The sequence below is a fragment of the Flavobacterium niveum genome (assembly GCF_055231775.1).
In genome coordinates this window covers 288,400-314,104 of sequence record NZ_JBUYSX010000006.1, presented here as the reverse complement: position 1 = coordinate 314,104, position 25,705 = coordinate 288,400, and the positions used below count along the sequence as shown (strand labels likewise).

The following is a 25,705-nucleotide window of genomic DNA, read 5'->3' as shown; positions in this document are numbered from 1 at the left end:
AAATAAAATTTTAAATGAAAAAGTGTATAAATATTTCTGAGTTAATTTTTTGAAAATAAATTTTTTACAAAAAATAACGAATAATAAACGTAGGCATATTATGTATTGATGTAAACAAAGTGTAGTAGGATTTTTCGTGGCGGCGATGCTAACCGTTAATTTTGGGATTGTGATGCTGCGAGTGCATTCACCCAAATTTCAAATTTCATGCAATACCCCACAAAAAGAGTAACTACATTCTTTGCTGCCGGAGTAACCTGCGCCATGCTTGTGAGTGCATGCGCAGGCTCGGGCACTGCAAAGCAACCTAACGGAGCAATGGCGTATGTAACCATGCCCGACAAATCGGCATTACTGCAACCCACGCTGCTGTACGGTAAACCCGATGCCGCACACGAACAGCTTACCATAAACCCGAAGCAAACCTACCAGGTTATGGACGGTTTTGGCTATACGCTTACCGGTGGTAGCGCACTACACATAAGTAAAATGAGCGCGGAAGCTCGTGCTAAACTGCTGAACGAAATCTTTGGCCACGGCCCTGAGGGCATTGGCGTAAGCTTCCTTCGTATCAGCATAGGTGCTTCCGACCTTGACGAAATGGTATTTTCGTACGACGACCTGCCCGCCGGGCAAACCGACCCAAAACTGGAGAAGTTCAGCCTCGGCTACGACCGTAAATACCTGATACCGGTATTAAAGCAAATACTGGCCATTAACCCAAACATTAAACTGCTGGGCTCGCCGTGGTCGCCACCCGCATGGATGAAAGACAACGGCGATACCCGTGGCGGCAGCCTGAAGCCGGAGTACTATACCACCTACGCAAACTATTTGGTAAAGTACCTTCAGGAAATGAAGAAAGAAGGTGTAGATATTTATGCCATAACCGTACAGAACGAACCGTTACATCCCGGTAACAACCCCAGCCTGCTGATGCCTGCCGACGCCCAAAAGGAGTTTGTAAGGGATCATTTGGGCATAGCCTTTTCCAAAAACAATATCCAAACCCGGATTATTATTTATGACCACAACGCCGACAGGCCCGATTACCCTATCAGTATACTAAACGACCCTAAGGCCGCACAGTATATAGACGGTTCGGCATTCCACATGTACGGTGGTGAAGTAAATGCCATAAGTAAGGTCCACACTGCCCACCCGGACAAGAACCTGTATTTTACAGAACAATGGGTGGGCGCACCGGGAGATTTCGCCAAGGAAATGACTTGGCATACCGAAAACCTCATCATCGGTGCCCCGCGCAACTGGTGCAAAACGGTGCTGGAATGGAACCTGGCCGCAGACGATGCCCAGCAACCCCACACCGACCGCGGCGGCTGTAAAGGCTGTATGGGCGCGGTAACCATAACGGGCGATACTTACAAGCGCGAACCGGCCTACTACATTATAGCGCAGGCGAGTAAATTTGTACCCGCAGGTTCGGTACGGGTAGCAAGTAACATGCCTGAAGGCTTGCCTAACGTGGCCTACAAAACGCCCGATGGCAAAACGGTAACCATTTTACAAAACACCTCTGCCGAAGAAAAAACGGTTGACGTAACAGACGGAACCATTAAAACTACTATAACACTAAAAGCGGGTGGCATAGCTACCCTTGTATTGTAATGAAAATTTTTACGCAGAAAATTGCCCTTGGCACGCTGCTCCTTGCAGGGTTTGTGGCACAGGCACAGCAAAAACAGGCCGACATCGACAAAAAAGTGGAGGCGCTTATAGCTAAAATGACCCTTGAGGAAAAGGTGGGCCAGATGGCGCAGGTAACCCTTGACGTAATAGGCAAAGGGGGCAACCGCTATGCCGCGGCACAGCCTTTTGACCTTGACCCGGCCAAGATGAACGATGTATTTAACAAATACCACATCGGTTCTATACTGAATACATCGTACAACACGGCGCTTACGCCAAAACGCTGGTATGAGGTTATCAGCGAGATACAAAAGGCATCGCTAAAAACAGACCGTAACAAAATCCCGGTACTGTATGGCGTAGACGAAATACACGGCGCTACCTATACCGATGGCGCTACCATGTTCCCGCAGCAAATAGCGCAGGGAGCGGCGCGTAACCCTAAGTTTACCGAACTGGGCGCATCAATAACAGCTTACGAAACCCGCGCGAGCAATATCCCGTGGAACTTCAGCCCGGTGCTGGATTTGGGCTTAGACCCGCGTTTCAGCCGCATGTGGGAAAGCTTTGGCGAAGACCCGTACCTGTGTTCGGTACTTGGTGCCGCAATGATAGACGGGTACGAGGGCAAGGACAACAACATAGCCGACCCATACAAACTGGCCAGCTGCATGAAGCACTTTTTGGGCTACCATGCAGTGATTTCGGGTAAAGACCGTACGCCAAGCTACATAAGCATAGATGCCCTGCGCGAATACCACCTGCCGTCGTTTAAGGCTGCGGTAGATGCCGGTGCACATACCATTATGATAAATTCGGGCATTATCAACGGGGTTCCGGTGCATGCCAACTATGATATCCTTACCAAACTGCTTAAGGAAGAGCTGGGCTTTAACGGCCTTGTGGTTACCGACTGGGCAGATATAGAAAACCTGCACAGGAGAGACAGGGTAGCCGCTACCGACAAAGAAGCCATAATGCTGGCCATAAACGCCGGTATAGACATGAGCATGATTCCTTATAACTACGAGGTTTTTTGTGATAATTTAACCGCCCTTGTAAAAGAAGGCAAAGTAAAGCAGGAAAGGATAGACGATGCCGTACGCCGTATACTTAAAGTGAAGTATGCACTGAACCTTTTTGATAAGCCGAATACCCACTACAAGGATTACCCAAAATTTGGCAGTAAAGAACACGAAAAAGCCGCGTACGATATGGCTGCCGAAGCCATTACCCTGCTGAAGAACGAAGGTAATGTGCTTCCACTTAAAAAGACAACCAAGGTACTGGTTACAGGCCCTAACGCTAACAGCATGCGTACCCTTAACGGCGCGTGGACCTACAGTTGGCAAGGCGACCGCGTGGACCTGCACGCTGCTAAATACAACACCATACTGGAGGCCGTTCAAAATGAAATAGGAAAACAAAATGTTACCTACGTGCCGGGTGTGAGCTATAAAATGGACGGACACTACTACGATGAGTATGCCGACAAAATGGACGAGGCTGTGGCTGCTGCCAAAAATGCCGATGTAGTACTGCTTTGCCTTGGCGAAAACAGCTACACCGAAAAGCCGGGCGACATGAACGACCTGTACATGAGCGACCTGCAAACGGAACTGGCACAGAAAATAGCCGCTACCGGAAAAACGGTTATCCTTATCCTTAACGAAGGCCGCCCAAGGGTAATAAGCAAGTTTGAGCAGCAAATGAAGGGTATTGTACAAACGTACCTTCCGGGTAACTTTGGTGGTGATGCCCTTGCCGACGTGCTTTTTGGCGATGTAAACCCAAGTGGTAAGCTGCCGTATACTTACCCGCGCTACCCTAACGCTACCATTGGCTACATACACAAGCCGAGCGAAGAACAGAAGAAAGCTGAAGGGGTGTACAATTATGAAGCCGACTACAATCCGCAGTTTATATTCGGGCACGGGCTTAGCTATACCACATTTGAATATAAAGACCTTACGTTGGGCAAACCCTCAATTAAAAAAGGCGAAAAGATACAGGTAAGCGTTACGGTAACCAATACCGGTAAAGTAACCGGAAAAGAGGTGGTACACCTGTTTACCAGCGACTTGTATGCCAGCAGCGTAACGCCGGATGTGAAGCGCCTGCGCCGCTTTGAGAAAATAGAACTGAAACCTGGCGAAAGCAAAACGATAAGTTTTGAGCTGAACCCGGCCGACCTTAGCTACATAGGCCGCGATGGTAAAACCATGCTTGAGGCGGGCGGCTTTGAAGTAGCCATAGGCAAGCTAAAGGCACAGTTTACAATGACAGAATGATAAATGTTATCATAAATTAGAGTTTTAGGTTAGTACATTTGCAAGGACCGGCAGCTGAGCACTGCCGGTTTTTTTGTTTTGATTTTTTTGTAGTGCGGAGGTGTTATATATCAACGCTTAAAAATTCAAACGAATCAAAGATGTTGTCAATAAAATTCGTGAACTTCGTGTCAAACAAAAAAGAAATGAAAATATCCCTTATACAAACCACCCTGGCGTGGGAAGATTCCGCTGCTAACCGTACGCATTTTACCTCGTTTATAGATACCATAGAAAGCACCGACCTTATTGTACTGCCCGAAATGTTTGCCACAGGGTTTACCATGAACCCGGCTACCGTAGCCGAAGCTCCTGATGGAGATACGGTGAAATGGATGCAGCAAACGGCCATAGCTAAAAACTGTGCCATAACCGGTAGCCTTGCCATAAAAGAAGGTAACAGCTACTACAACCGCATGTTTTTTGTATTTCCTGACGGAAGTATAGAGACCTACAACAAGCGCCACCTGTTCTCCTATGCCGATGAGCACAAGCACTACACCAAAGGCACCGAAAAACTGATTGTAGAATATAAAGGCTGGAAGCTATGCCCGCTGGTATGCTATGACCTGCGTTTCCCTGTTTTTGCGCGAAATGTGGAAGATTATGATGTGCTGTTGTATGTGGCCAACTGGCCGCAGGTACGCACCTATGCCTGGGATGCGCTGCTGAAAGCCCGCGCTATAGAAAACCTTAGCTATACCATAGGTGTCAACCGTGTGGGGCAAGACGGCAACGGCCATACCTACAGCGGCCATACACAGGTGCTGGACGCACTGGGCGCTTACCTGCTGGAACCGACCGAAGCCGATGGGGTTTTTACTGTAGAACTGGACAAGGAAGCGCTGGAAGCCACACGCAGCCGTTTTGCATTCCTGAATGATAAAGATGACTTTGAGATAAAACTGTAAAGAGAAGGGGCTGTCTCAACATTATTAATTACAGTCGAGTGTTCCATTTCGACGATAGGAGAAATCTCGACTACAAATTTTGAGATTTAACTTCGTTCGGCCTTCGGGGTCTCGACTCCGCTACGCTGCGCTCGAAATGGAACCCCTGTTTGCGCCAGCGAGGAAAATAAAGCTATAACAAAACTGCCGGATATTCCGGCAGTTTTGTATAATTCGTAATTGAAAATTCACAATTCTAAACTACCCTCCGGCGGGGAAATCCTGGTCTACGTCCCACATGGCGCGGACATCTACGGCACCGGTATGGTAAATAACCTCTTCGGGTTGCAGTTTTTTCTGGTAGTCGCCCGTATCCCACTCCTTGTTTTTGTTGTCGTCGTAAAACAGGCGCAGGGTATACTTGTTTGGTTCTATCAGGTCAAAATTCAGTTCGGGCGTTTCGGTGTAGGCCGATGCATACACGGTGCCCTTGTCGTCAGTAAGTTCTACTACCACCGGCCAGCGTTTTACATCTTTCAGCTTTACCCTCATATTGCCATAGTCGTTAAAAGCTTTGGTAGCCAGCTTGTAGGACAGTGTGTCGTTCTGCTTACCGTAAAAATCGGTTAGGGCGCCGGGCAGTAACTGTACCGTGTACTTTTCGTTTTCCGTTTTTTCGAAATCAAAGGTTATCTGTTGCTCAAAGTCGTCGTACACATGGGTAAACGGCACCGCAACAGAGTCTTTGTTTGTTACCGATATTTTTGCTATGTCAATGGTGTCCAGTGGGGTACTTACCTTCACCTGGAATTTCTCCCTAAAGTGCAGCCCACCTTTCTGTACTGCTTCCACCGCAAGGGAGTCGGCCGCCTTCATTTCCTTCAGCTTTATAAGGTAACTTTTTTCACCCGATGGCTCGGTAACCTGTACCCTTAACGAGTCTTTAAGGCCGCGTGGCAGCCACAGATTTAGCGAGTCTTTATCCTTAACACGGGTGAGGCGTGTTTTTATATCCTCTTTGGTAACAGCATTTTTCACCGAAGCCCTTAGCTCTTTTACCCCACTCTTGCCTTCGTAGGGTAGAAACAGCCTGTTAGACGACGCCTGGAACGGCTTTAGCGATTTTACAGGTATCTTTTCCTTAAATAGTTCCAGTAAAAACAGTGTATCGTTCGGCACGGTAAGCGGTGCGCCGAGGAACGCTATCTTATCCGATTTCGGGTTGTACATGTAGTTGTTGCCCACATCCTTCACGGCAAAAAGGTGGTACCTGCCCGCCTTTATGTTTTGTATGGAATATATTTTAAGGCTGTCCAGCGTATTGGTTACGTAGTGCGGTTTCTGTTTGTAAATGGTACTGTCGTTAAAGGTTTCGTTGTCCTCGTACAGCATTATGGTTACAAAGTTGTCGGTCTTCAGGTCGTGCGCATCCTTAATTTGGCCGTTAACGCGCAGTGAGTCGATATAATCGCCGGTAGAAAACACAAAACGGAACTGCGAATACGGGTTGCCCTCATTATTATCGGTAATACTCTGCCCGAAGTTAAGGCTGTAGGTAGTGTTAGGCGGCAGCGTATCTTTAATCTTTACGCTGATAAACTTGCTCGCGCTGCCCTGGGGTATAATTTCGGGCTGGTATTTTAGCGGCGGCGAAATAATCAGCTGCTTATTGATGTCCTTTATCTTTATGTATTCGTCAAAGTCGATGCGGATTTCCTTGCCGTTAAAGTTGGTCGTCATGTTCTTAGGCGAACTGCTTACCATGGCGGGGGCCAGGGTATCTTTAGGGCCGCCGGTAATACCGCCCCTTTTGGCACAACTGCTCATAAGTGCCAGCAGGAATATGTAGATAAGAAGGTTATTCTTAAGCATAGTTTTTTACTGATTGTAACGGCAAAATAACGATTATATTTACTGATGCGGAAATGTTTTGCCGAAATTTAAAGCGTTAAGGCGTTTTGCCACGAATTACACTAATTCACACAAATTCATATACAGGTTAAATCTGTTTTATTTCTTTAGATAAATTAAAAAGAAAATGAATTCCTTTAATTCGAGCAATTGCTTCGCCCGTTCGCTATCGTTTGGGTCGTGGCTGTATTTTTAGCTTTGCGCGTATGCTATGGTAACGATGCTGAGGCGTGCGCCGGGCAGTTGCAGCAGCAGTTTGCCGCAGGCCTCAAGCGTGGCGCCGGTGGTGATAACATCGTCTATGAGCAGGAAGTGCCTGCCTTCGCCCGCATTTTCGGGGCGTACGGCAAATGCACTGGCAATGCCTGCACGTTTTTCGCGGTCTTTTTGGGTCTGGGTTTTGGTGTAGGCTTCACGCACCAGTATGTTATCGGTGTATGGGATATCCAGTCCGTCTGATAACGCACGTCCAAACTGCTCCACCTGGTTGTAGCCGCGTTCGCGCAGCCTGCGAGGGTGCAACGGCACGGGGATGATATCCGTTACGTCGGCAAGTTCGGGCACCTGTTTCAGCAGCGGGGCGTACCACTGCCCCATAACACGGCCTACAGATTGCTGCTTGCGGTACTTAAGGTTGTGGATGAGCTGCTGCACCATACCCTCCTTATGGAAATATACCAGTGCCGAGGCATGCTCCAGCGGCAGGCGCCCGTAAAACTTTTGTGCGGTTTCGTTGCCCGGGTTCAGGTAGTGGTGCGTGAGGGGCATATCGTGCCGGCAATGGGTGCACAGGGTGTCTTCGTATTCCAGCAGCAGGGCATCACAGCCGTTGCAAAGGGTTGGGTACAGGAGGTTGATTAGGGATTGGAGCATTTTGGTTGTTGGTTATTTTCTAATTTTTATTAGCGTGTCCTTAGTCATTATATCGTGCTCAATAGTATCCATATATTCGATACTGAACTTAAATTCGGTTTTGTCTATTTTAGTTACAAGGTTGCTATAAGTATCCTTTTCATACATCCAGTTCTTGGCTAGAACAACCCAACTTTTCTTTTCCTTGTCAAACGAATAAATATAAACACTGACGTGGCTACCGATCCACCAGCCCGTCAGGAACACAAACTCATTAATACCATCTTCGTCAAGGTCGCCTAACGGCTCTACCGACCCCCACAATGAGTTTCCATGCCATATTTCGGGATAACCGGCAGAAAACCTTATGCGGTTGTAGCAGGTATCGCCTACACAGCCAGCATATTCAAATTTACCGGGGCGTCCTTCAAACGGTATTTCATAGTAGGGCGGGGTATATACCTCTGCAAAATCACGTTTACCATCACCATCCATATCACCAAGCCGGAATTTCTCCCATTCACCTTTTACGTAGGTTTTACCGGGTGGAATTTTTATAGCGGGTTCAGATGTTTTCTTAGTATGACAACTTATGAAGAATGTCGTTGCAATAAGAAAGATGGTGTAGCGGAGTAGCGGATTGATTAGGGATTGGAGCATTTGGTTGTTGGTTGGTTAATTATTCTTCAGTAACACCATTGTCATATTCAAAATACGACTGTATAATTACGGCATCTTTTGTGATTATACCCCTTATGCAGGCATTTCCTTCTATAAGCCATTCGGCAGCATACTTACCCTTGCCTTCAGAAAACCTGACTTTCACAATACAGGCGCCATCAGCACCGCATATCATCTCAAATAATTTCTCATCAGCACTTTCACCCAGCCAGGGATTGTACATGTTGTCAACCTGGAGGTTATAGGTTTTACCACTTTTTTTCAAGACTGCTTTTGAAAGCACATATTTTGGAACTTCTGTGTCTGACCCAAATATTGGGATATTATCAATCGAAATAATATGTGTGTCCTTGTATTCGATTTTGTGTTTTTTCGGATTGAACTTTTCCCGGGATAATTCAAGGGTGGTATCGCCGCCGAGCGTAATTTTAATGTTATCACCTTTTAATTGTGTTTCCTGCCCGTTACATAAAATGGGGATAAGGAGTAGTATTGGTATGAGTTTCTGTAAAAATTTCATTGTCAAATGGTGTGTTGTTGTTTTTGTAGGTAGGTTGAAAGATTTATTCCATAAACCTACAAAAAATATCTTAATAATTAAGATTGCCGCGGTCGTACCTCCCTCGCAAAGACAGGCCGTATTGGGGCATTGGTTTTGGTTGGTTATTTTTGACACGTTAAACAATTACATTATCTGATTATGGCCTCAACTTTAAATATTTCCTGACTATGGTATTTCATAACTGAAGGCAATGCGTCATTAAAAGACTCTCTTAAGTAATTCCAGTCGCTTGCATTTACACTTCCATTTCCGTTTAAATGAAGATTGTCTACTACATCTAAATTGCCAATAAACTGAAAATTATCGAGAAACTTTACTAAGGCTTTTCTAAGAATTAAAAAACCATAAGAACTCAAAACATATGGCTTAATTTCAGGATGTATACTCCACATTTTAGCGAGTTCGTCTTCATTATATTTAAAATAATCCCCTTTTGTTGCATTGCCAACACCAAAAAAGCTACTTTGTTTTATATCTTCAATTGATGGAGTTACAGTATCACTATAAGTAGTAGCACAAAAGTAAAAATGGTATGGGCTTTTGTCTTTATATACGCTTGTACAGATAATAGCCTTATGCTTACCATCGGCGGCCCTAAATGTAAATGTATCGCCAATCGCTATATCATTTATTTTTTTCATCTTTATTTTAGTCAATCGGTTTTGCTAAAGATACAAACCCCTCCCGTATATTCATGAAAACTTTGGTGTTGGATTTGTATATTTTCATGGTTTTTTGTTTCCATAAACCTACAAAAAATATCTTAATAAAAGATTGCCGCGGTCGTGCCTCCCTCGCACACGAGGGCTTGCCCGAACTGACGGAGTAAAGACGGACCGGATTGGGGCGCTTTCTTCGCGTCCCGTCATTGCGGTACGAAGCAGTCTAATAAGCACACCTTTAGGATATTATGTAGGTACATCATTTTGTGAACTTCATAGCCTTCCAAAGGAAAGCCTTGGTGCACTTTTCAGGGCATGTTATTATACACTGTTAAAGAAATTGTGGACTTAGTGAAAACCTTTGTGCACTTTGTGGTAAAAAACACACCCCTAACCCCTCTCGCAGAGGGGAACAGCTTCACTCATGCCCATGAACACTCTTGCTCAGTCGCTAAGTAGCTCAGAAACTAAGTAGCCCTAATTTATTTATGAAAAACTTTGGCGCGGGATTTGTATTTTTGCGTGGCAATATTGTATCCATGAAATATTTAAAGATTTTAACGTTCAGCTGCCTGGCATTGCTGGTGGTATCGTGCAAGGACGACGAGCAGCTCCGCATAGCGGAAACCCAGCGCACGCAGAAAACGAACGACTCTATACTGAAGGTGCTTAGCCGCAGCTGGCATTTTGATGTGGCACAGCCTGCCCCAAAGGTAGCCGACCGCATAAACGGCTGGAACGAATGGCAGCAGTTTAACAACGAACTGCACCAGAAGCCTACCGGTACGCTGGAAGCCTTTAAGCGCAAAAGCAAGGTGCTGGTAAGCAAAGCCAGTGTGCTGAGGGACAACGTACCGGTGTTTTTTAACAAGCCGCAGGTACGCGCCCGCCTGGATGTGGTGGTAACCAACATACAGATGATTTATACCTACATGAACCTGGAAACGGTACCCGATAAAAAAATCATAGCGCTGATAGGCAGTGTAACGAGTGAGCTTAACGCCACGCAAAACCAGTTTGACGAAATTATCCGCGTAAGCGAAATACCTAAGGAAGAGGGCGAAGAGCAAATGCTGCGTGCCCTGGATACCACAAGGCTGGCCAACCCCGATGCGATACCCATGGAGGAAGGAAGGCCGCTGCCACAAGCAAAACCCTTAACACCACAAACAAACCTGCACACACCGCCAGGCCACGGTGCAGGTGCTAAGAAACAACGTTTTGGAAAACGAAATAACCCGTAAATACCATAGTTCAGGTAAAATAAAACAGATAGCGGAAGCCTTGCAGCAACCCGGCAGTAAAGTGCTGGTTAAGGGGCTGGTAGGTTCGTCACTATCGTTTGTTACCGACCCGCTGTTCCGTGAAAGCGGGCTGCCGTTCCTGCTTATTTTAAAGGATAAGGAGGAGGCTGCCTATTATCTTAACGACCTTGAAGCCCTTGTGGGCCAGGACGATGTACTGTTTTATCCAGGATCATACCGCCGCCCCTACCAGATAGAAGATACCGATAATGCTGCCGTACTGCTCCGCGCCGAGGTGCTGAACCGCATCAACTCGCGTAAGAAGCCTGCAATCATCGTTTCGTACCCTGAAGCACTGTTTGAAAAGGTGGTGACCCGCCAGCAGCTGGACAAGAATACCCTGAAAATTTCCGTGGGCGACCAGGTGAGCATCGACTTCATTAACGAAGTGCTGTTTGAGTACGAGTTCCGCCGTGTGGATTTCGTTGCCGAACCGGGCGAATTCAGCGTGCGCGGAGGTATTGTGGACGTGTTTTCGTTCAGCAATGACAACCCGTACCGTATAGAGTTCTTTGGCAATGAGGTAGACAGCATCCGTACGTTTGATGTGGCGAGCCAGCTGTCATTGGAACAGAAAAAGAAGATAACGGTTATCCCGAATGTGGAAAACAAGCTGGTGAACGAAAAGCGCGAAAGCTTCCTCGAATACATCAGCCCGAATACCGTACTGCTCATAGAAAACACCGATGCGCTGTTGTCAAGGCTCGACAGCCTTTTTGAACGTGCCAACGATGCTTTCAGCAAGCTGAGCACCGAGATTAAGCACGCCACCCCCGCCGAGTTGTTTGTAAACCAGGAGGCATTCATAAAAAAAGCACTCGATTTTACCATAGCCGAAATTGGCAGCAAAGCCATATTCAAGGCGCAAAAGACCTTTGAGTTCCGCACAAGGCCCCAGCCGTCGTTCAATAAGCAGTTTGACCTGCTGCTGAACGACCTGAACATCAACCAGAACAACGGTTACAAAAACTATATTTTTTGTAGCAATGAAGCCCAGGCGAAGCGTTTTGCCGACATCTTCGAAAGCCTGGACAGTGCCAACCAAAAGGACGTAAACAAGCAATACAAAACCATCGTCTTCCCGATATTCGAGGGTTTTGTAGACGAAGAAAACCAGATAGCCTGCTATACCGACCACCAGATTTTTGAGCGCTACCATAAATTCAGCATCAAAAACGGGTACAGCAAAAAACAGGCGATTACCATAAAAGACCTTACCTCGCTAAGCGTGGGCGACTACGTAACACACATAGACCACGGTATCGGTAAGTTTGGCGGCCTGCAAAAAATTGAGGTCGACAACAAATTACAGGAAGCAATAAAGCTGGTCTACGCCGATAACGACATTGTGTATGTGAGCATCCACTCGCTGCACAAGATTTCGAAGTACAACGGTAAGGACGGCGTAACGCCGAAAGTCCACAAAATAGGCAGCAGCGCCTGGAAAACCCTGAAGCAGAAAACCAAGGCGCGTGTAAAGCACATTGCCTTTAACCTGATTCAGCTGTATGCTAAACGCAGGCTGGAAAAAGGCTTCCAGTTCGGGCCGGACAGCTATCTTCAGGCGGAGCTTGAGTCGTCGTTCATTTACGAAGACACGCCCGACCAGGTAACTGCCACAGCCGACGTAAAGCACGATATGGAAAGCGAACGCCCAATGGACCGCCTGGTGTGTGGCGACGTGGGTTTTGGTAAGACTGAAGTCGCTATCCGTGCTGCATTTAAGGCGGTAGATAACGGCAAGCAGGTGGCTATCCTTGTCCCGACAACGATACTTGCCTTCCAGCATTATAAAACGTTTAGCGAGCGCTTAAAGGATATGCCCGTTACGGTAAGCTACCTGAACCGTTTCCGTACTGCCAAGCAGAAATCGGAGACCCTGAAAGGTTTGGCTGAGGGGAAGGTTGATATACTAATTGGCACGCACCAGTTAGTAAACAAGAACGTGCAGTTTAAAGACCTTGGACTGCTCATCATCGACGAAGAACAGAAATTTGGCGTAAACGTAAAGGACAGGCTAAAAACCATAGCCGAAAACATCGACACCCTTACGCTTACCGCTACCCCTATACCGCGTACGCTGCAATTTTCGCTTATGGCTGCGCGCGACCTTTCGGTAATAAGCACGCCACCGCCCAACCGTTACCCGGTGGAGACTAATGTGGTAGGCTTTAACGAGGAAGTAATCCGCGATGCCGTGGCGTATGAAATAGAGCGCGGCGGCCAGGTGTACTTCATCAACAACCGAATAGAGAACATTAAGGAAGTAGCCGGGATGATTCAGCGCCTGGTACCGCATGCCAAAGTGGGCATAGGCCACGGCCAAATGGATGGTAAAAAGCTGGAAGAGCTGATGCTGGCCTTTATGGCGGGCGAGTTTGACGTGCTTGTAGCCACCAGTATTATAGAAAGCGGCCTTGACGTACCGAATGCCAACACGATTTTCATCAACAACGCCAACCACTTCGGGCTTAGCGACCTGCACCAGATGCGCGGGCGTGTGGGCCGTAGTAATAAAAAAGCGTTCTGTTACTTTATAACCCCGCCATACAGCGCCATGACCGAGGAGGCACGCAAGCGCATACAGGCACTGGAACAGTTCAGCGACCTGGGCAGCGGGTTTAACATTGCCATGAAAGACCTTGAAATCCGTGGCGCGGGCGATATACTGGGCGCCGAGCAAAGCGGTTTCATTAACGAGATAGGCTTTGAAACCTACCAGAAGATAATGAATGAGGCCATTGAGGAACTGAAGGAAAATGAATTCAAAGACCTGTACGATGAGGTAGAGGGCGAAACCGAGAAGGAATACGTAAAAGACCTGCACATAGACAGCGACTTTAGTATGATGTTCCCTGATGAGTACGTGAACAACATTAGCGAAAGGCTGAACCTGTACAACGAACTCGGCACCCTGAAAACCGAGGAGGAGCTAAAAGCCTTTGAGCAGCGCCTTATCGACCGTTTCGGGCCGCTGCCGAAACCTGCGCAGGCGCTTATTACGAGTATAAAAATCAAGTGGCTGGCTACCAAAATGGGTATTGAAAAACTGGTACTGAAACAGGATAAAATGGTGGGCTACTTTGTGGGCGACCAAAACAGCCAGTACTACCAGAGCGGTAACTTCCACCGCGTGCTGCAGTTTGTACAGCAGTTTCCTACCCTGGGTAAAATGAAGGAAAAGCAAACCAAGAACGGCCTGCGCCTGCTGCTTACCTTTGAAAATGTACGCAGCCTTAAAAAAGCACATGACTTGCTGAAGATGGTTTTTGAGTAAAGATGCTTAGATTCTGAGTTTGGGAGACGCTGAGTTTTTTCTGCGGCTGTATTTGCTAGGGAGGCACGGCCGCGGCAATCTTTTTTTGTCAGGATATTTTTTGTAGGTTTATGGGAACCACCAAATTTTATTTTAATGACTCTACCGAACATAAGATGTAAATGCGGAAATCTAACACTCTTAGCATCAACGGAAATTAAAAGAACCTCCTCTTATTCTGACTGTATTAGACGTTGTAATAACTGTAAAATTGGTTTTTCAAATTCAAAAAACAATCCAATTCTTATTTATGAAAATCATCTTGAGAATGTTCCAGAGCTACTTAGGCACAATATAGATAACGTACTAACCGAGTCATTAAATAAAGTAAATCGAAAAAACAAGATAAACAAGTTTGGGTTTTCTACTTCTGAGGATGCTCTTTCATGGAGTTTTTTCAACTATTTTGTAGTAACAAAAAAATACTCTCAGCTACTTAAATTATTGAATATAAAAAGTGAAGAGAAAGAATTTGGAATTTATTTGTGGGGCTCTAAGATTAACGAAATTTCGATTAATTCAAATTTAATAGATACCTTTTTAAAAATATCGGATTCATTTAATGAACTTTCAAATAGAAGAACTGAGCCAGACGTAATTATAGAGTTATCGGATAGATTAATTTTTATTGAAGTAAAGTATAGAAGTAAAAATGATAATATAAAAGATAAAAACAAATTCGATAAATATATAATTGAAGATATAGATGAAAAGCAATTGTTAGAAAGTGGATATTACGAGCTCTTTCGTAATTGGGCTTTTCTAACTAGGTTAAGTGCCGGACGAGAATATGAGTTAATTAATCTTGGGCCTGATAAATTATTCCGAGGAAAAAATAAAGAGACTCTTGATATCTTTGAAAGTTCCCTTAATACTAATATTGGCAAATTTTCGAAAATTAGCTGGAAAGATATTTTCGAAAAGATGGATGTTAAACAATATGAACAATGGTTCTTAGATTACCTAACGGAAAAATTTAAATTAATTTGAAGGTGTAGTAAGATTGCCACACTCCGCTATGCTGCGTTCGCAATGACGGTACGTGAAGAAAACACCGCAATCCAGTCTGTCATTACTCCGTCAGTTCGGATAAGCCCTCGTGTGTGTGTGAGACACAACCGCAGCAATCTTTTTTGTCAGGATATTTTTTTGTAGGTTTGGATTAAATCAACCTTAACAGATTTACCATGGCCAAACCAACCTTATTTTTAATCGCCCTTATCTTTATCATCGGCTGTAACCCGCAAAAAAGGACCGCAGAATGGGACCGTGACAATGTAATAAGGGTAAAAAAAAGCGACAGCAGATACATTGATGCGGCTAAACTGGCACAGGAAAACCTGCCCGCTTTTATACAACTTTTAAACAGCAGGGAAAAGAAACGCTATAAATTTAATATCAGTGCGCCATACACGGAGGGTGAATACACTGAAACAATGTGGTTTAAAGTACAGTCTGTTGACGGCGATACGTTTACTACTACACTGAACAATGTTCCCTTGCGGCTGAAAATAATAAAACTGGGAGATGAGGTAAAAATTCCGAAAGACAGTGTAAAAGACTGGGTAATATCCAGAAAACATAAAGTAGTTGCCGGAAATTTTGCCAATGAAGATTTGTAGGATTGCCGCACCATACAATATCACCCTGCAAGGTATGCCGCTCTGTAACTTTTAAACTACCTTTGCGGCTTAGTTACTCAGTAGCTAAGAAACTCAGAAGCTAAAGAAAATGATTGAAGATAAAAACCAGCAGCGCACCAGCCTGGGTTCGCTGGGCGAATTTGGCCTTATAGAACACCTTACAGCAAACATCGAACTAAAGCAGCCCTCTACCCTTACGGGGATAGGCGATGATGCCGCTGTACTCGATTTTAAGGATAAAAAAGTGGTGGTAAGCACCGACCTGCTTATAGAAGGCGTGCATTTTGACCTGGCCTATATGCCGCTGAAGCACCTTGGCTACAAAGCTGTGGTGGTTAACCTGAGCGATATTGCCGCCATGAACGCCAAGCCTACGCAAATTACGGTGTCGCTTGCCGTGAGCAACCGTTTCCCGGTAGAAGCGTTGGACGAACTGTATGACGGTATTAAACTGGCTGCCCGTACCTACGGTGTGGACATCGTAGGTGGCGATACTACGTCATCGCAAAAGGGGATGATCATCAGCATTACCGCGATTGGTGAGGCCGATGCCGAAGATATAGCCTACCGCAACGGTGCAGGTACTAACGACCTGCTTATTGTAACCGGCGATGTGGGTGCTGCCTATATGGGCCTGCAGGTTTTGGAACGCGAAAAACAGGTGTTCCAGGTGAACCCGAACAACCAGCCCGACCTTGATGCCTACAATTACCTTATAGAACGCCAGCTGAAACCGGAAGCCCGTACTGATGTACGCGAGCTGCTGAAAGAACTGGACGTGAAGCCTACAGCTATGATAGATGTGTCAGACGGGTTGTCGTCTGAGATTATACACATTTGTAAGCAGAGTGGGGTGGGGTGCAACCTGTATGAGGAGAAAATCCCTGCCGATCCGCAACTCATAAATACATGCGAAGAGTTTAATATAGATATTACAACAGTAGCCATAAACGGTGGTGAGGATTACGAACTGTTGTTCACCATAAAAATGGAAGACTTCGACAAGATTAAGGGCAATCCTAATTTTACCGTTATAGGCCATACCACGCAGGAAAGCGAGGGCATACACCTTGTAACCCGAGCCAATACCAAAATCCCGCTTAAATCGAGGGGATGGAATGCGCTTCAGGAAAACGAATAGTTTTCAGGATAGAGAAATATATTAAAAGCGGTTGTTCTTACAACTGCTTTTTTATTTTTTTTAAGTTATTTGTTGTGTATTTATTTGGTTTTTAGTTTAATATTGTATTATTACATCTTTTAAATTTAAACACTAACCAATATGAAATCAACCATCAACCTGCAACGTGCCTTATTAAGGTGCTTTTTTTTAATTACGGTTTTTGCTTACAGTCAAAACCCCGGAGATTTAGATACTTCTTTTAATACTCTTAACGCCCAGTTTTTGGCTAACCCGGGATTTAGCAACTATGTAACATCCTTGGCGGTGCAGCCCGATGGCAAAATTATTGTTGGCGGTGGGTTTGATTCTTATAATGAAACCGGAAGCAACCTTATAGCGCGCCTTAATGCAGACAGTACATTAGATACCACATTTAATATTGGCACCGGCTTTAATTATTTTGTCCAGGAAATAGTATTGCGGCCTGATAACAAGATAATTGTAGGCGGCGGTTTTAATTATTTTAATGGTGTAGAGCGAAATGGCATGGCCCTCCTTAACGAAGACGGAAGCCTTGATACAACGTTTAATACCGGCACAGGCGCAAACGATATGGTTATGTGTATGGCGTTACAGCCAGACGGTAAAATTATTATAGGGGGAGACTTTACTTCTTATAACGGCATAAGCTGTAACCACATAGCCCGACTTAATGCTGATGGCAGCCTTGATACAAGTTTTGATGGCGGCACAGGTGCAAATAACAGTATAAGGACTATGGCTTTGCAGCCAGACGGCAATATACTTATAGGTGGGCTTTTTACTACTTATAATGGCGTAGGCAGTAATCGTATTGCAAGGTTAAACAGCAACGGTAGCTTAGATACAGGTTTTAACTATGGTACAGGTGCAAATGATTGGGTAATGGGTATTACACTTCAGCCGGATGGAAAAATACTTTTCGTAGGCGACTTTACCAGTTACAATGGCTCAGCATGCAGCGGTATTGCGCGGTTAAATACCGATGGAAGCATAGACAGTAGTTTTAATATAGGTACCGGCCTTGTGGGTGCGGTTTACCCGTCTGGTGATAGTGTACTCATGCAGCCCGATGGTAAATTACTTGTTTGTGGAGGCTTTACTACGCATAACGGTTTAAGCCGCCACGGAATTACACGTTTTAATGCTGATGGCAGCCCTGATATGGCTTTTGATCCCGGCACGGGCACAGATATTGCAATTACCGATTTAGTACTACGCCCGGATGGTAAAATTATTATGGGAGGCAACTTTACTGCTTATGATGGATATAACAGGAACTATATTGCCCTGATTGACCAAAACGGCGGGCTAGACCACAACTTTGAGCCGGGAATGGGTACTTGGTACGGCATGGTTAATGATTTTGCAATACAACCAGATAATAAAATAATTTTAGCAGGGTCTTTTAATTCTTATAATGGATTATTGGTAAATGGTATTGTAAGGGCAAATGAAGACGGTAGTATAGATACATCATTTAACCCGGGCAGCGGTGTAGCAAGCGATTTGGCCATTATTGAAAAAGTAGTACTTCAGCCGGATGGGAAAATACTTATAGGCGGATATTTTACAATGTTTAACGGGATAACCCGAAATAGAATTGCACGGCTTAATGCAGATGGCAGCCTTGATACTTCATTTGACCCCGGCATTGGCCCCGGTCTATTAGACGACCTCACGTATCCGGGAGTAACATCTATTGTTGTGCAGCCCGATGGCAAGATACTTGTAGCGGGTGGGTTTACATCTTTTAATGGGGTAGATTCTATAAGTATTGCAAGATTAAATGCTGATGGTAGTGTAGACACCTCTTTTAATTCTACAATGAGTTTTTACAATATTTATAATACTCACATAGTTGCCATGGCACTACAGCCCGACGGCAAAATTATTGTAGGAGGATTTTTTGAGTCATACAACGGCGAGAGTACTAACGTAGCCAGGTTAAACAGTGATGGCAGCCCGGATACTACTTTTGTGTCGGGTAACGGCGCAGGAGGAATAGATTCTTTAGTGCTTCAGCCCGATGGCAAAATAATAATTACAGGAACCTTTAATTACTATAATGGCACCCCCATTAATGATATAGCGAGAATAAATACAGATGGTAGTACCGATACTTCTTTTGATACGGGCAGTGGTACAAACGATTATATATTTGCACTGGCATTACAGCCTGATGGTAAAATTATCATAGGCGGCAGGTTTCATCAATACAACGGTACAGACGTAGATGGGCTTGTTCGTATCAATACAAATGGTAGTACCGATACTTCTTTTGATACTTCTGAGGGTATAATTTATTCATATACAGACCAGGCGGCAATATATGCAATAGCTGTACAGGCCGACGGTAATATTTTGATAAGCGGTGTTTTTAACCAGTATGCAGGAGTTAAAAGAAGCAAATTAGCACGTATTTATGGTAGTGCACAACCATGTTTTGCTGCTTTGCCCCAAGGATTGACTGCCCAAACGGTTACTGCAGACCCCGCTACAGGCGCTACACTGGAAGACCTGGTTGTAAACGGTACTGACATACAGTGGTATGATGCAAACGGAAATTTATTGCCTGCCGATACCCAGCTGATAAATGGTGAAACCTATTATGCTACACAGACAATTGACGGGTGCGAATCAGAAACTTTTGCCGTAACAGTAGAGGTGATTTTAGGCACTACGCCTACAAAAGATACTAAGTTTTCTTATTATCCTAACCCTGTTTCAGACAACCTTCATATCGTGTCAGGCACGGTTATAGGGCAGGTAGAAGTATATAACCTGACAGGGCAAAAGATATTAACCCGGATATTTGATGTAACCGAGGCAGATGTTAACATGGCCGGTCTTGAGGCAGGTTCATATCTGGTACGGGTATCATCTGGCAATAGCTCTAATACCATTATGGTGATGAAAAGGTAATAAAATCTGAAATGGCACTTAATGCGAAAACCCTAAGGCAATACTCATACAGATGATGCCCATTACCAGCAGGGTAATGAAAACATACTTGGTATCTTTTTCCCTGATAAATGAGAATAGCGAGAGTACCATGCGCAGTACCGGGGTAAGGAACAGCAGCAGCACGCCAAGGAATATCATGGAGTTACCGTCGCCATTGGCTATGCCGGTAAAAATATCGCTTATAACATCAAAAAGGCTGCGGTCGTTTTCGGTGAATTCGGCGTAGTTTACCGTGTCGTGGCTGTGGGTGCTCAGGTATACCACACCACCCGCAAGCGCCACGCCCAGTGCCGTCCATACGCCATAGCGCAGCAGGTTGCCTATCAGTTGCTGGAAGTCTTTTTCCTGTTCTGTATTGTGTTTCATTATATATTGCCCATTAAGCCGTTATAAATCATGTTCAGCGCCAGTACTATGATAAGGACTGCAAAGAAAACACGCAGTTTCTTCGGGTTGGCCTTTATCAGCACCTGTGCCCCGGTAAGCGCACCCAGCAATACACCAATAACCACCGGCATGCATATAGCTGGCTGAATATACCCCTTCTGTATGTAGATTACCGAACTGGCTACAGCGGTAACACCCATCATAAAGTTACTGGTGGTGGTAGATACCTTAAATGGTATGCGCATAATGTTGTCCATGGCGATAACCTTAAACGCACCCGAGCCGATACCCAGCATACCCGACATCATCCCCGCAAGGCCCATCATGCTGAAACCGCCGATTACGTTTTTTACGCCGTATTTTATCTTGGTGCCGTCTGTAGCGGGATAATCCGATGGGAGGTCGAGTTTTTGTGCCAGAGCGCTGGAGGTTTCCAGTACGTGTTCTGTTTTTTTGCGCAGCGAATTAATGGCTGAGAAAACCAGCGTCAACCCGAAAATCACCGCTATTGCCGAAGCCGGTGCCGCGCTCGATATGAGCGCGCCGCCTACAGCCCCCAGTGTGGTGGCTATTTCCAGGAACATGCCCAGGCGCATGTTGGTTATGCCTTCGCGTACGTAAGCCGCTGCCGAGCCCGACGATGTGGCGATAACGGCTACCAGCGCCGTGCCTATGGCATAGTGGATGTCTACCCCAAGGCCTATGGTAAGCAACGGGATGATGATAATGCCGCCGCCCAGCCCCGAAAGCGAGCCTACAAAGCCCGCCGCAAAGGCGCCGATAAGCATTATGAGTGTAAATGTGAGTAAGGTCATGTACCGTGAATTTTGGTATGAGGGGTAAATTTACGGCGCAAAAAATAAAAACCCGGCTACTTGTGCGGTATTTAAGACATAAATTGCACTAATTTCCACAAATTCATGCTCCAACTCGCATAAGAAATTAAACACATAGTTATGGGAGGAATTATATTCCCGAGTTATCGCATATATAAATCACTTCGTGTTCTTTTCAGCTTTCCAAAGGAAAGCCTTGGTGAACTTTAAAGAGTAAAAGGAATTGTGGACTTTGTGAAAAACTTTGTGTCCCTTGTGGTAGAAAATTTCCCGCAAAGACGCCAAGCCGCAAAGATGTACCCGTATAGGAACTCTTTGTTGGCAAAATCCGCTGTATTTATTTGGTAACACCCTATTAATAATTTGAGTACTTTTGCAGGATGGAAACAAACAGGCAAAAAAAAATAGGGGCCTTGCTGCAAAACGACCTGGTAGACATACTACAGGGCGAAATCCGTAAGAACGGAATCAGCAACCTCGTTATCTCTATAAGCAAGGTGGCGGTTACCACCGACCTTTCGCTGGCAAAGGTGTACCTTAGCGTGTTCCCGTCTGAAAAGGGCGGCGAAATACTGAATGCGGTAAAAAGCAATGCGCCGCTTATTAAGCACGACCTTGCACAGCGTGTGCGCCTTCAGCTGCGCAAAGTGCCGAACCTTGTGTTTTATATAGACGATTCGCTGGACAGGATAGAAGCGCTTGACAAAGAGCTTAAAGGCGAAAACAACCCAATAGCCAACCCAGACCTTTTACCACGACGCAAAAAACTGTAACTATACGTGTCATTTCCGCTGTACATAGCAGGCCGCTATACCATAAGCCGCAGTAAAAGCACCGCCGTAAACATTATTACGTGGATTGCTGTGCTGGGCATATTGGTAAGCAGCGCCGCACTGTTCATTATCATGTCGGTGTTCAGCGGGTTAAAAGACTTCAGCCTTTCATTTTCTAATGATACCGACCCCGACCTGAAGGTGTTTCCCGCCAAGGGGAAATCATTTATGGTGAGCCCTGCGCAGCTTTCTGCAATTAAAAATATGGAAGGCGTTGCGGCCTATACCTTTGTAGCCGAAGAGCGTGTGCTGTTTTACTACAACGGCAAGGAGCAGGTGGCCTACATGAAGGGCGTAGACAGCCTGTACAACAATGTTACCTCCATGAACGACCCAAAACGCCTTTTGGGTGGCGAATGGCTGGCCCCGGAAACCAACCAGGTTGTGGTGGGTGGCGGCATTTTCCACAGGCTATCGCTGGGGTTGCTAAACCTGAACAATGCCCTTGAAGTATATGTGCCAAAGCCTGGTAAAGGCGCTATCGATTCGCCGGAGGAAGGTTTTAATACCGAGCAGCTGGTGGTTATGGGCGTGTATTCGGTAAATGAGGATATCGATAACAAATACGTGTTTTGCACCTTGTCGCTTGCACAGGACATGCTGCAGTTTAAGCCGAACCAATACACCGGCATTGAACTGAAAATGAAACCCGGCGCCAGTGAATCTTCCATAAGGGATGGGCTGTCAAAACTTTTTGAAGGTAAAGTCGACGTAAAAAACCGCGCCCAGCTGAACGATTCACTATACAAAATGCTGAACGCCGAAAACCTGGTTACCTATCTGTTTTGTACGCTGGTGGTGGTACTTACGCTGTTTTGCCTGGCCGGTGCGCTGATTATGCTGATACTGGACAAGCAGGAAAACATACGTACCCTGCACAGCCTGGGTGCCGAAACAAGCAGCCTGCGCAACATCTTCTTTATACAAGGGGTGTTTATTACCGGTATAGGCGCCATATTTGGTATGGTTATCGGTGTGCTTGTGGTTTGGCTGCAACAGCAGTTTAACCTTGTTATGATTACCGAAAACATGGCATACCCTACGGCCTTTACCATGACCAATGTAGTGGTGGTACTGGCAACCATCTTCATACTGGGTGTTATAGCATCGCGCATTGCGGCTTCCCGGGTAAATACTTCTTTGCTGGAAAGTTAGTTTACTACAGGCTAAATTTATCTAACCATATAGTTACATAGATTAAGGATTTATCGGTGTACGCGTTATTAAACCCATGCCTATGCGTGAAGCTATTCCCTTTTGAGACTATCGTGCGGACACATCTTGGCGACTTAGCGGCTTTGCGAGAATTTTTTTACCACAAGGTTCACAAAGTTTTTCACGAAGTTCACAATTTCTTTTTTTCTGTAAAGTTCACAAAGGCTTTCCTTTGGAAAGCTACGAAGTCCACGAAGTAATTTTTAATAACACAAAGGCAAAGATAATTTCTCACATGGCTATGTGAAGCGCAGCTTCGACTATGTAGCACTGTATATTTTGAACATTTTGACTATGTACCTATGTGGTTCAAAATTTTACATTTTCAGGCAGCTAATAAAATCTGTTTTTTATTTCGGGAAAACCCTATATTTGTATTCCACTCTTTTGCATATGATTGTTTTGTAAGCCTTAATGCAGGCTGAAAATTTTTAGTTGACCCCGGGTGCAAACTGCGCCCTGTACAATCATATCGTTCACCAAACCATTTTAAAATAATGACACAGACAGGACAAAAACCAAGTGCCCTGAAGCGTTTCTTTTCACTTTTGAAACAGTCGCTTAATGGCGAAAACATAGACCTTACCACGGGCAGCATACGCCGCGCCGTAATATTACTGGCCATACCCATGATGCTGGAGATGATGATGGAATCCGTCTTCGCGCTGGTAGACCTTTATTTTGTGGGCCACCTTAAAGACAGCAGTTTTGCCGTGCAAACCGTGGGCCTTACAGAATCGGTACTTACCGTAATCTACTCCATAGCCATAGGCATGAGCATGGCCGCTACCGCCATGGTGGCGCGCCGTGTAGGGGAGAAGGACCCCGAAGCCGCTGCTAAAGCCGGTATGCAGGCCGTTATTGTAGCCATAGCCATTAATGCGGTGATAGCCGTTGCCGGGGTTATTTATGCACAGGACATACTGGTGCTTATGGGTTCGTCGGTGCGCTCGGCTGAATTTGGAGCGCCGTTTACCCGCCTGATGATGGGCGGCAGCTTTGTAATTATGCTGCTCTTTTTGCTGAACGGCGTTTTCCGTGGGGCGGGCAATGCCGCCATTGCCATGAAAAGCCTTTGGATAGCCAATATTGCCAACATAATACTTTGCCCACTATTCATAAAAGGGCTTGGCCCCGTACCTGCTTTCGGGTTGACAGGGGCTGCCATGGCTACTACCATAGGCCGCAGTGTGGGTGTGCTGTACCAGCTGTACAACCTGTTTAACGGCAAGGGCGTGCTGAAGGTTTCGCTTGCGTATTTTAAGCCGCACTGGGGACAGATAAAGGCTTTGGTAAAAGTTGCCGCTCCGGGCATTATGCAGTTTGTCATAGCCAGTTGCAGCTGGATTTTCCTTGCCAAGCTAGTAGCCGATACGGGCGGTGATGAAGGTTCGGCCGGGTACCAGAGTGCGCTGCGTATCATGATGTTCTTTATGCTGCCTGCCTGGGGGCTTAGCGGGGCTGCGGCTACGCTGGTAGGGCAAAACCTGGGCGCACAGCAGGTAGAACGCGCCGAACGCTCGGTATGGGTTACGGCGAAGTTTAACGTGGGCTATATGGCAATTATCATGGCGATTACCCTGCTGGCCGCCGATCCCATGATGTGGTTCTTTACAAACAACCCGCATGTGCATGATATCGCTGTAAAAGCGATACGCATCCTTAGCGCCGGTTATGTGTTTTACGGTATGGGTATGGTGCTTATCAATGCGTTTAACGGCTCTGGCGATACCAAAACGCCTACTATGGTCAATTTCTTTGGCTTCTGGCTGTTCCAGATACCACTGGCCTACCTTTTGTCCATACAGGCGGGTTTAGGCCCTGTTGGGGTGTTTATAGCCATTCCCGTTGCCGAAACCTGTATGAGTATTGCCAGCTTTATCCTTTTTAAGAAAGGGAAGTGGAAAGCGGTGAAGGTGTAGAGACGTTGCACTGCAACGTCTTTTTAATCTATAAAGCTATAGGTCTTCCATTTCGAGCGGATGTGCAATTTAACTTACAAGAAAACGCCCCACATCGTGGGGCGTCCTGTATATCATTTCAATAAACTACTGCTCTTCAAATCGCTTAATGGCTTCAGTGGATAACGGTGTAAAGAAGTTGACCAGGTTACCATCGGGGTCGCGGAACAGCAACGAACGGTTTCCCCACGGCATGGTTTTAGGCTGCTGTACAAGGCCGGGCTCTAATAGTAGTTCCAACTTTTCGTAAACGCTGTCCACGTCCTTTACCAGGAACTCTATGATAACACTGCGGTTTTTTGCGGCCTGTGCCACGGCATCGCCACCAAAAAACTGTAAGCTGCGCATGCTGCCTATGGCCAGGATTGTGGTTGGGGTTTTCAGTTCGGCAAAATCTTCGGTGTATTGTATGGCGGTTATCCCGGTTATTTGTTCGTAAAAATGTACCAGTTGTTGTACATCGGCGGTAATAATCCTTGTTGAAACGAAATTCATGATTGTTGCTTTTAGTATTTATTACTGCAAACGTACATGCGGGTTGTG

General features: G+C 45.7%; 20 protein-coding genes. 12 read left to right on the top strand and 8 right to left on the bottom strand.

Features of this window, described 5'->3' with window-relative positions:
- Positions 1-207 precede the first annotated feature (207 nt).
- From ACZIX4_RS16120 to ACZIX4_RS16110, 3 genes are all read left to right on the top strand, one after another.
- On the top strand, positions 208-1,629 hold the full coding sequence (locus ACZIX4_RS16120) for a glycoside hydrolase family 30 protein (RefSeq protein WP_463336668.1): 1,422 nt from the start codon (positions 208-210) through the stop codon (positions 1,627-1,629).
- Entirely contained in the window at positions 1,629-3,941 is a 2,313-nt protein-coding gene (locus ACZIX4_RS16115; RefSeq protein ID WP_463336667.1) for a glycoside hydrolase family 3 N-terminal domain-containing protein, read from the top strand. The genes ACZIX4_RS16120 and ACZIX4_RS16115 overlap by 1 nt, the downstream gene beginning before the upstream one ends.
- Positions 3,942-4,126: 185 nt before the next feature.
- Positions 4,127-4,891 (top strand): amidohydrolase, encoded by a 765-nt coding sequence (locus tag ACZIX4_RS16110; RefSeq protein WP_463336666.1) that lies wholly within the window; start codon positions 4,127-4,129, stop codon positions 4,889-4,891.
- A 240-nt stretch (positions 4,892-5,131) separates the two neighbouring features.
- On the opposite strand, the gene ACZIX4_RS16105 is transcribed toward ACZIX4_RS16110, so the two are convergent.
- The 5 genes from ACZIX4_RS16105 to ACZIX4_RS16085 form a co-directional block, all read right to left on the bottom strand.
- The gene (locus ACZIX4_RS16105; RefSeq protein ID WP_463336665.1) at positions 5,132-6,742 is read right to left on the bottom strand and encodes an Ig-like domain-containing domain; all 1,611 of its coding nucleotides are present in this window, start codon (positions 6,740-6,742) and stop codon (positions 5,132-5,134) included.
- 231 nt (positions 6,743-6,973) lie between these two features.
- Positions 6,974-7,654: a ComF family protein gene (locus ACZIX4_RS16100; RefSeq protein ID WP_463336664.1), complete on the bottom strand. Its 681-nt coding sequence runs from the start codon at positions 7,652-7,654 to the stop codon at positions 6,974-6,976.
- A gap of 12 nt (positions 7,655-7,666) precedes the next feature.
- A complete protein-coding gene (locus ACZIX4_RS16095; RefSeq protein WP_463336663.1) occupies positions 7,667-8,293 on the bottom strand; it encodes a hypothetical protein in 627 nt (208 codons plus the stop codon).
- A gap of 19 nt (positions 8,294-8,312) precedes the next feature.
- Positions 8,313-8,834: a hypothetical protein gene (locus ACZIX4_RS16090; RefSeq protein WP_463336662.1), complete on the bottom strand. Its 522-nt coding sequence runs from the start codon at positions 8,832-8,834 to the stop codon at positions 8,313-8,315.
- A 170-nt stretch (positions 8,835-9,004) separates the two neighbouring features.
- The gene (locus ACZIX4_RS16085) at positions 9,005-9,517 is read right to left on the bottom strand and encodes a hypothetical protein (protein WP_463336661.1); all 513 of its coding nucleotides are present in this window, start codon (positions 9,515-9,517) and stop codon (positions 9,005-9,007) included.
- 560 nt (positions 9,518-10,077) lie between these two features.
- Here ACZIX4_RS16085 and ACZIX4_RS16080 point away from each other — a divergent pair.
- The 6 genes from ACZIX4_RS16080 to ACZIX4_RS16055 all read left to right on the top strand — a co-directional run bounded on the left by ACZIX4_RS16080 (position 10,078) and on the right by ACZIX4_RS16055 (position 19,888).
- On the top strand, positions 10,078-10,782 hold the full coding sequence (locus tag ACZIX4_RS16080; protein WP_463336660.1) for a hypothetical protein: 705 nt from the start codon (positions 10,078-10,080) through the stop codon (positions 10,780-10,782).
- Positions 10,760-14,119 (top strand): transcription-repair coupling factor, encoded by a 3,360-nt coding sequence (gene mfd / locus ACZIX4_RS16075; RefSeq protein WP_463336659.1) that lies wholly within the window; start codon positions 10,760-10,762, stop codon positions 14,117-14,119. The genes ACZIX4_RS16080 and mfd overlap by 23 nt, the downstream gene beginning before the upstream one ends.
- 135 nt (positions 14,120-14,254) lie before the next feature.
- Positions 14,255-15,148 carry a PGN_0703 family putative restriction endonuclease gene (locus ACZIX4_RS16070; protein WP_463336658.1) on the top strand — a complete coding sequence of 298 codons (894 nt, stop codon included), beginning with the start codon at positions 14,255-14,257 and terminating at the stop codon, positions 15,146-15,148.
- A gap of 197 nt (positions 15,149-15,345) precedes the next feature.
- Positions 15,346-15,780, top strand: coding sequence for a DUF2314 domain-containing protein (locus ACZIX4_RS16065; protein ID WP_463336657.1), 435 nt, complete (start codon positions 15,346-15,348; stop codon positions 15,778-15,780).
- A gap of 109 nt (positions 15,781-15,889) precedes the next feature.
- A complete protein-coding gene (gene thiL / locus ACZIX4_RS16060; protein ID WP_463336656.1) occupies positions 15,890-16,942 on the top strand; it encodes a thiamine-phosphate kinase in 1,053 nt (350 codons plus the stop codon).
- A gap of 141 nt (positions 16,943-17,083) precedes the next feature.
- On the top strand, positions 17,084-19,888 hold the full coding sequence (locus ACZIX4_RS16055) for a T9SS type A sorting domain-containing protein (RefSeq protein WP_463336655.1): 2,805 nt from the start codon (positions 17,084-17,086) through the stop codon (positions 19,886-19,888).
- A gap of 18 nt (positions 19,889-19,906) precedes the next feature.
- Here ACZIX4_RS16055 and ACZIX4_RS16050 read toward each other — a convergent pair whose 3' ends face one another.
- Positions 19,907-20,296 (bottom strand): DUF1634 domain-containing protein, encoded by a 390-nt coding sequence (locus tag ACZIX4_RS16050; RefSeq protein WP_463336654.1) that lies wholly within the window; start codon positions 20,294-20,296, stop codon positions 19,907-19,909.
- On the bottom strand, positions 20,296-21,132 hold the full coding sequence (locus ACZIX4_RS16045; RefSeq protein WP_463336653.1) for a sulfite exporter TauE/SafE family protein: 837 nt from the start codon (positions 21,130-21,132) through the stop codon (positions 20,296-20,298). The genes ACZIX4_RS16050 and ACZIX4_RS16045 overlap by 1 nt, the downstream gene beginning before the upstream one ends.
- Positions 21,133-21,533: 401 nt before the next feature.
- Between ACZIX4_RS16045 and rbfA the strand changes: the two genes are divergently transcribed.
- From rbfA to ACZIX4_RS16030, 3 genes are all read left to right on the top strand, one after another.
- On the top strand, positions 21,534-21,926 hold the full coding sequence (rbfA, locus tag ACZIX4_RS16040) for a 30S ribosome-binding factor RbfA (RefSeq protein ID WP_463336652.1): 393 nt from the start codon (positions 21,534-21,536) through the stop codon (positions 21,924-21,926).
- A gap of 6 nt (positions 21,927-21,932) precedes the next feature.
- Entirely contained in the window at positions 21,933-23,141 is a 1,209-nt protein-coding gene (locus tag ACZIX4_RS16035) for an ABC transporter permease (protein ID WP_463336651.1), read from the top strand.
- A gap of 557 nt (positions 23,142-23,698) precedes the next feature.
- Positions 23,699-25,123 (top strand): MATE family efflux transporter, encoded by a 1,425-nt coding sequence (locus ACZIX4_RS16030; RefSeq protein WP_463336650.1) that lies wholly within the window; start codon positions 23,699-23,701, stop codon positions 25,121-25,123.
- A 126-nt stretch (positions 25,124-25,249) separates the two neighbouring features.
- Here the strand turns inward: ACZIX4_RS16030 and ACZIX4_RS16025 are convergent, their stop codons facing one another.
- Positions 25,250-25,657 (bottom strand): VOC family protein, encoded by a 408-nt coding sequence (locus ACZIX4_RS16025; RefSeq protein WP_463336649.1) that lies wholly within the window; start codon positions 25,655-25,657, stop codon positions 25,250-25,252.
- Positions 25,658-25,705: the final 48 nt, after the last annotated feature.

Bases quoted from the DNA above. Each gene is read 5' to 3' on its own strand.
- ACZIX4_RS16120 (WP_463336668.1), top strand. From the start codon at position 208: ATGCAATACCCCACAAAAAGAGTAACTACATTCTTTGCTGCCGGAGTA.
- ACZIX4_RS16115 (WP_463336667.1), top strand. From the start codon at position 1,629: ATGAAAATTTTTACGCAGAAAATTGCCCTTGGCACGCTGCTCCTTGCA.
- ACZIX4_RS16110 (WP_463336666.1), top strand. From the start codon at position 4,127: ATGAAAATATCCCTTATACAAACCACCCTGGCGTGGGAAGATTCCGCT.
- ACZIX4_RS16105 (WP_463336665.1), bottom strand. From the start codon at position 6,742: ATGCTTAAGAATAACCTTCTTATCTACATATTCCTGCTGGCACTTATG.
- ACZIX4_RS16100 (WP_463336664.1), bottom strand. From the start codon at position 7,654: ATGCTCCAATCCCTAATCAACCTCCTGTACCCAACCCTTTGCAACGGC.
- ACZIX4_RS16095 (WP_463336663.1), bottom strand. From the start codon at position 8,293: ATGCTCCAATCCCTAATCAATCCGCTACTCCGCTACACCATCTTTCTT.
- ACZIX4_RS16090 (WP_463336662.1), bottom strand. From the start codon at position 8,834: ATGAAATTTTTACAGAAACTCATACCAATACTACTCCTTATCCCCATT.
- ACZIX4_RS16085 (WP_463336661.1), bottom strand. From the start codon at position 9,517: ATGAAAAAAATAAATGATATAGCGATTGGCGATACATTTACATTTAGG.
- ACZIX4_RS16080 (WP_463336660.1), top strand. From the start codon at position 10,078: ATGAAATATTTAAAGATTTTAACGTTCAGCTGCCTGGCATTGCTGGTG.
- ACZIX4_RS16070 (WP_463336658.1), top strand. From the start codon at position 14,255: ATGACTCTACCGAACATAAGATGTAAATGCGGAAATCTAACACTCTTA.
- ACZIX4_RS16065 (WP_463336657.1), top strand. From the start codon at position 15,346: ATGGCCAAACCAACCTTATTTTTAATCGCCCTTATCTTTATCATCGGC.
- thiL (WP_463336656.1), top strand. From the start codon at position 15,890: ATGATTGAAGATAAAAACCAGCAGCGCACCAGCCTGGGTTCGCTGGGC.
- ACZIX4_RS16055 (WP_463336655.1), top strand. From the start codon at position 17,084: ATGAAATCAACCATCAACCTGCAACGTGCCTTATTAAGGTGCTTTTTT.
- ACZIX4_RS16050 (WP_463336654.1), bottom strand. From the start codon at position 20,296: ATGAAACACAATACAGAACAGGAAAAAGACTTCCAGCAACTGATAGGC.
- ACZIX4_RS16045 (WP_463336653.1), bottom strand. From the start codon at position 21,132: ATGACCTTACTCACATTTACACTCATAATGCTTATCGGCGCCTTTGCG.
- rbfA (WP_463336652.1), top strand. From the start codon at position 21,534: ATGGAAACAAACAGGCAAAAAAAAATAGGGGCCTTGCTGCAAAACGAC.
- ACZIX4_RS16030 (WP_463336650.1), top strand. From the start codon at position 23,699: ATGACACAGACAGGACAAAAACCAAGTGCCCTGAAGCGTTTCTTTTCA.
- ACZIX4_RS16025 (WP_463336649.1), bottom strand. From the start codon at position 25,657: ATGAATTTCGTTTCAACAAGGATTATTACCGCCGATGTACAACAACTG.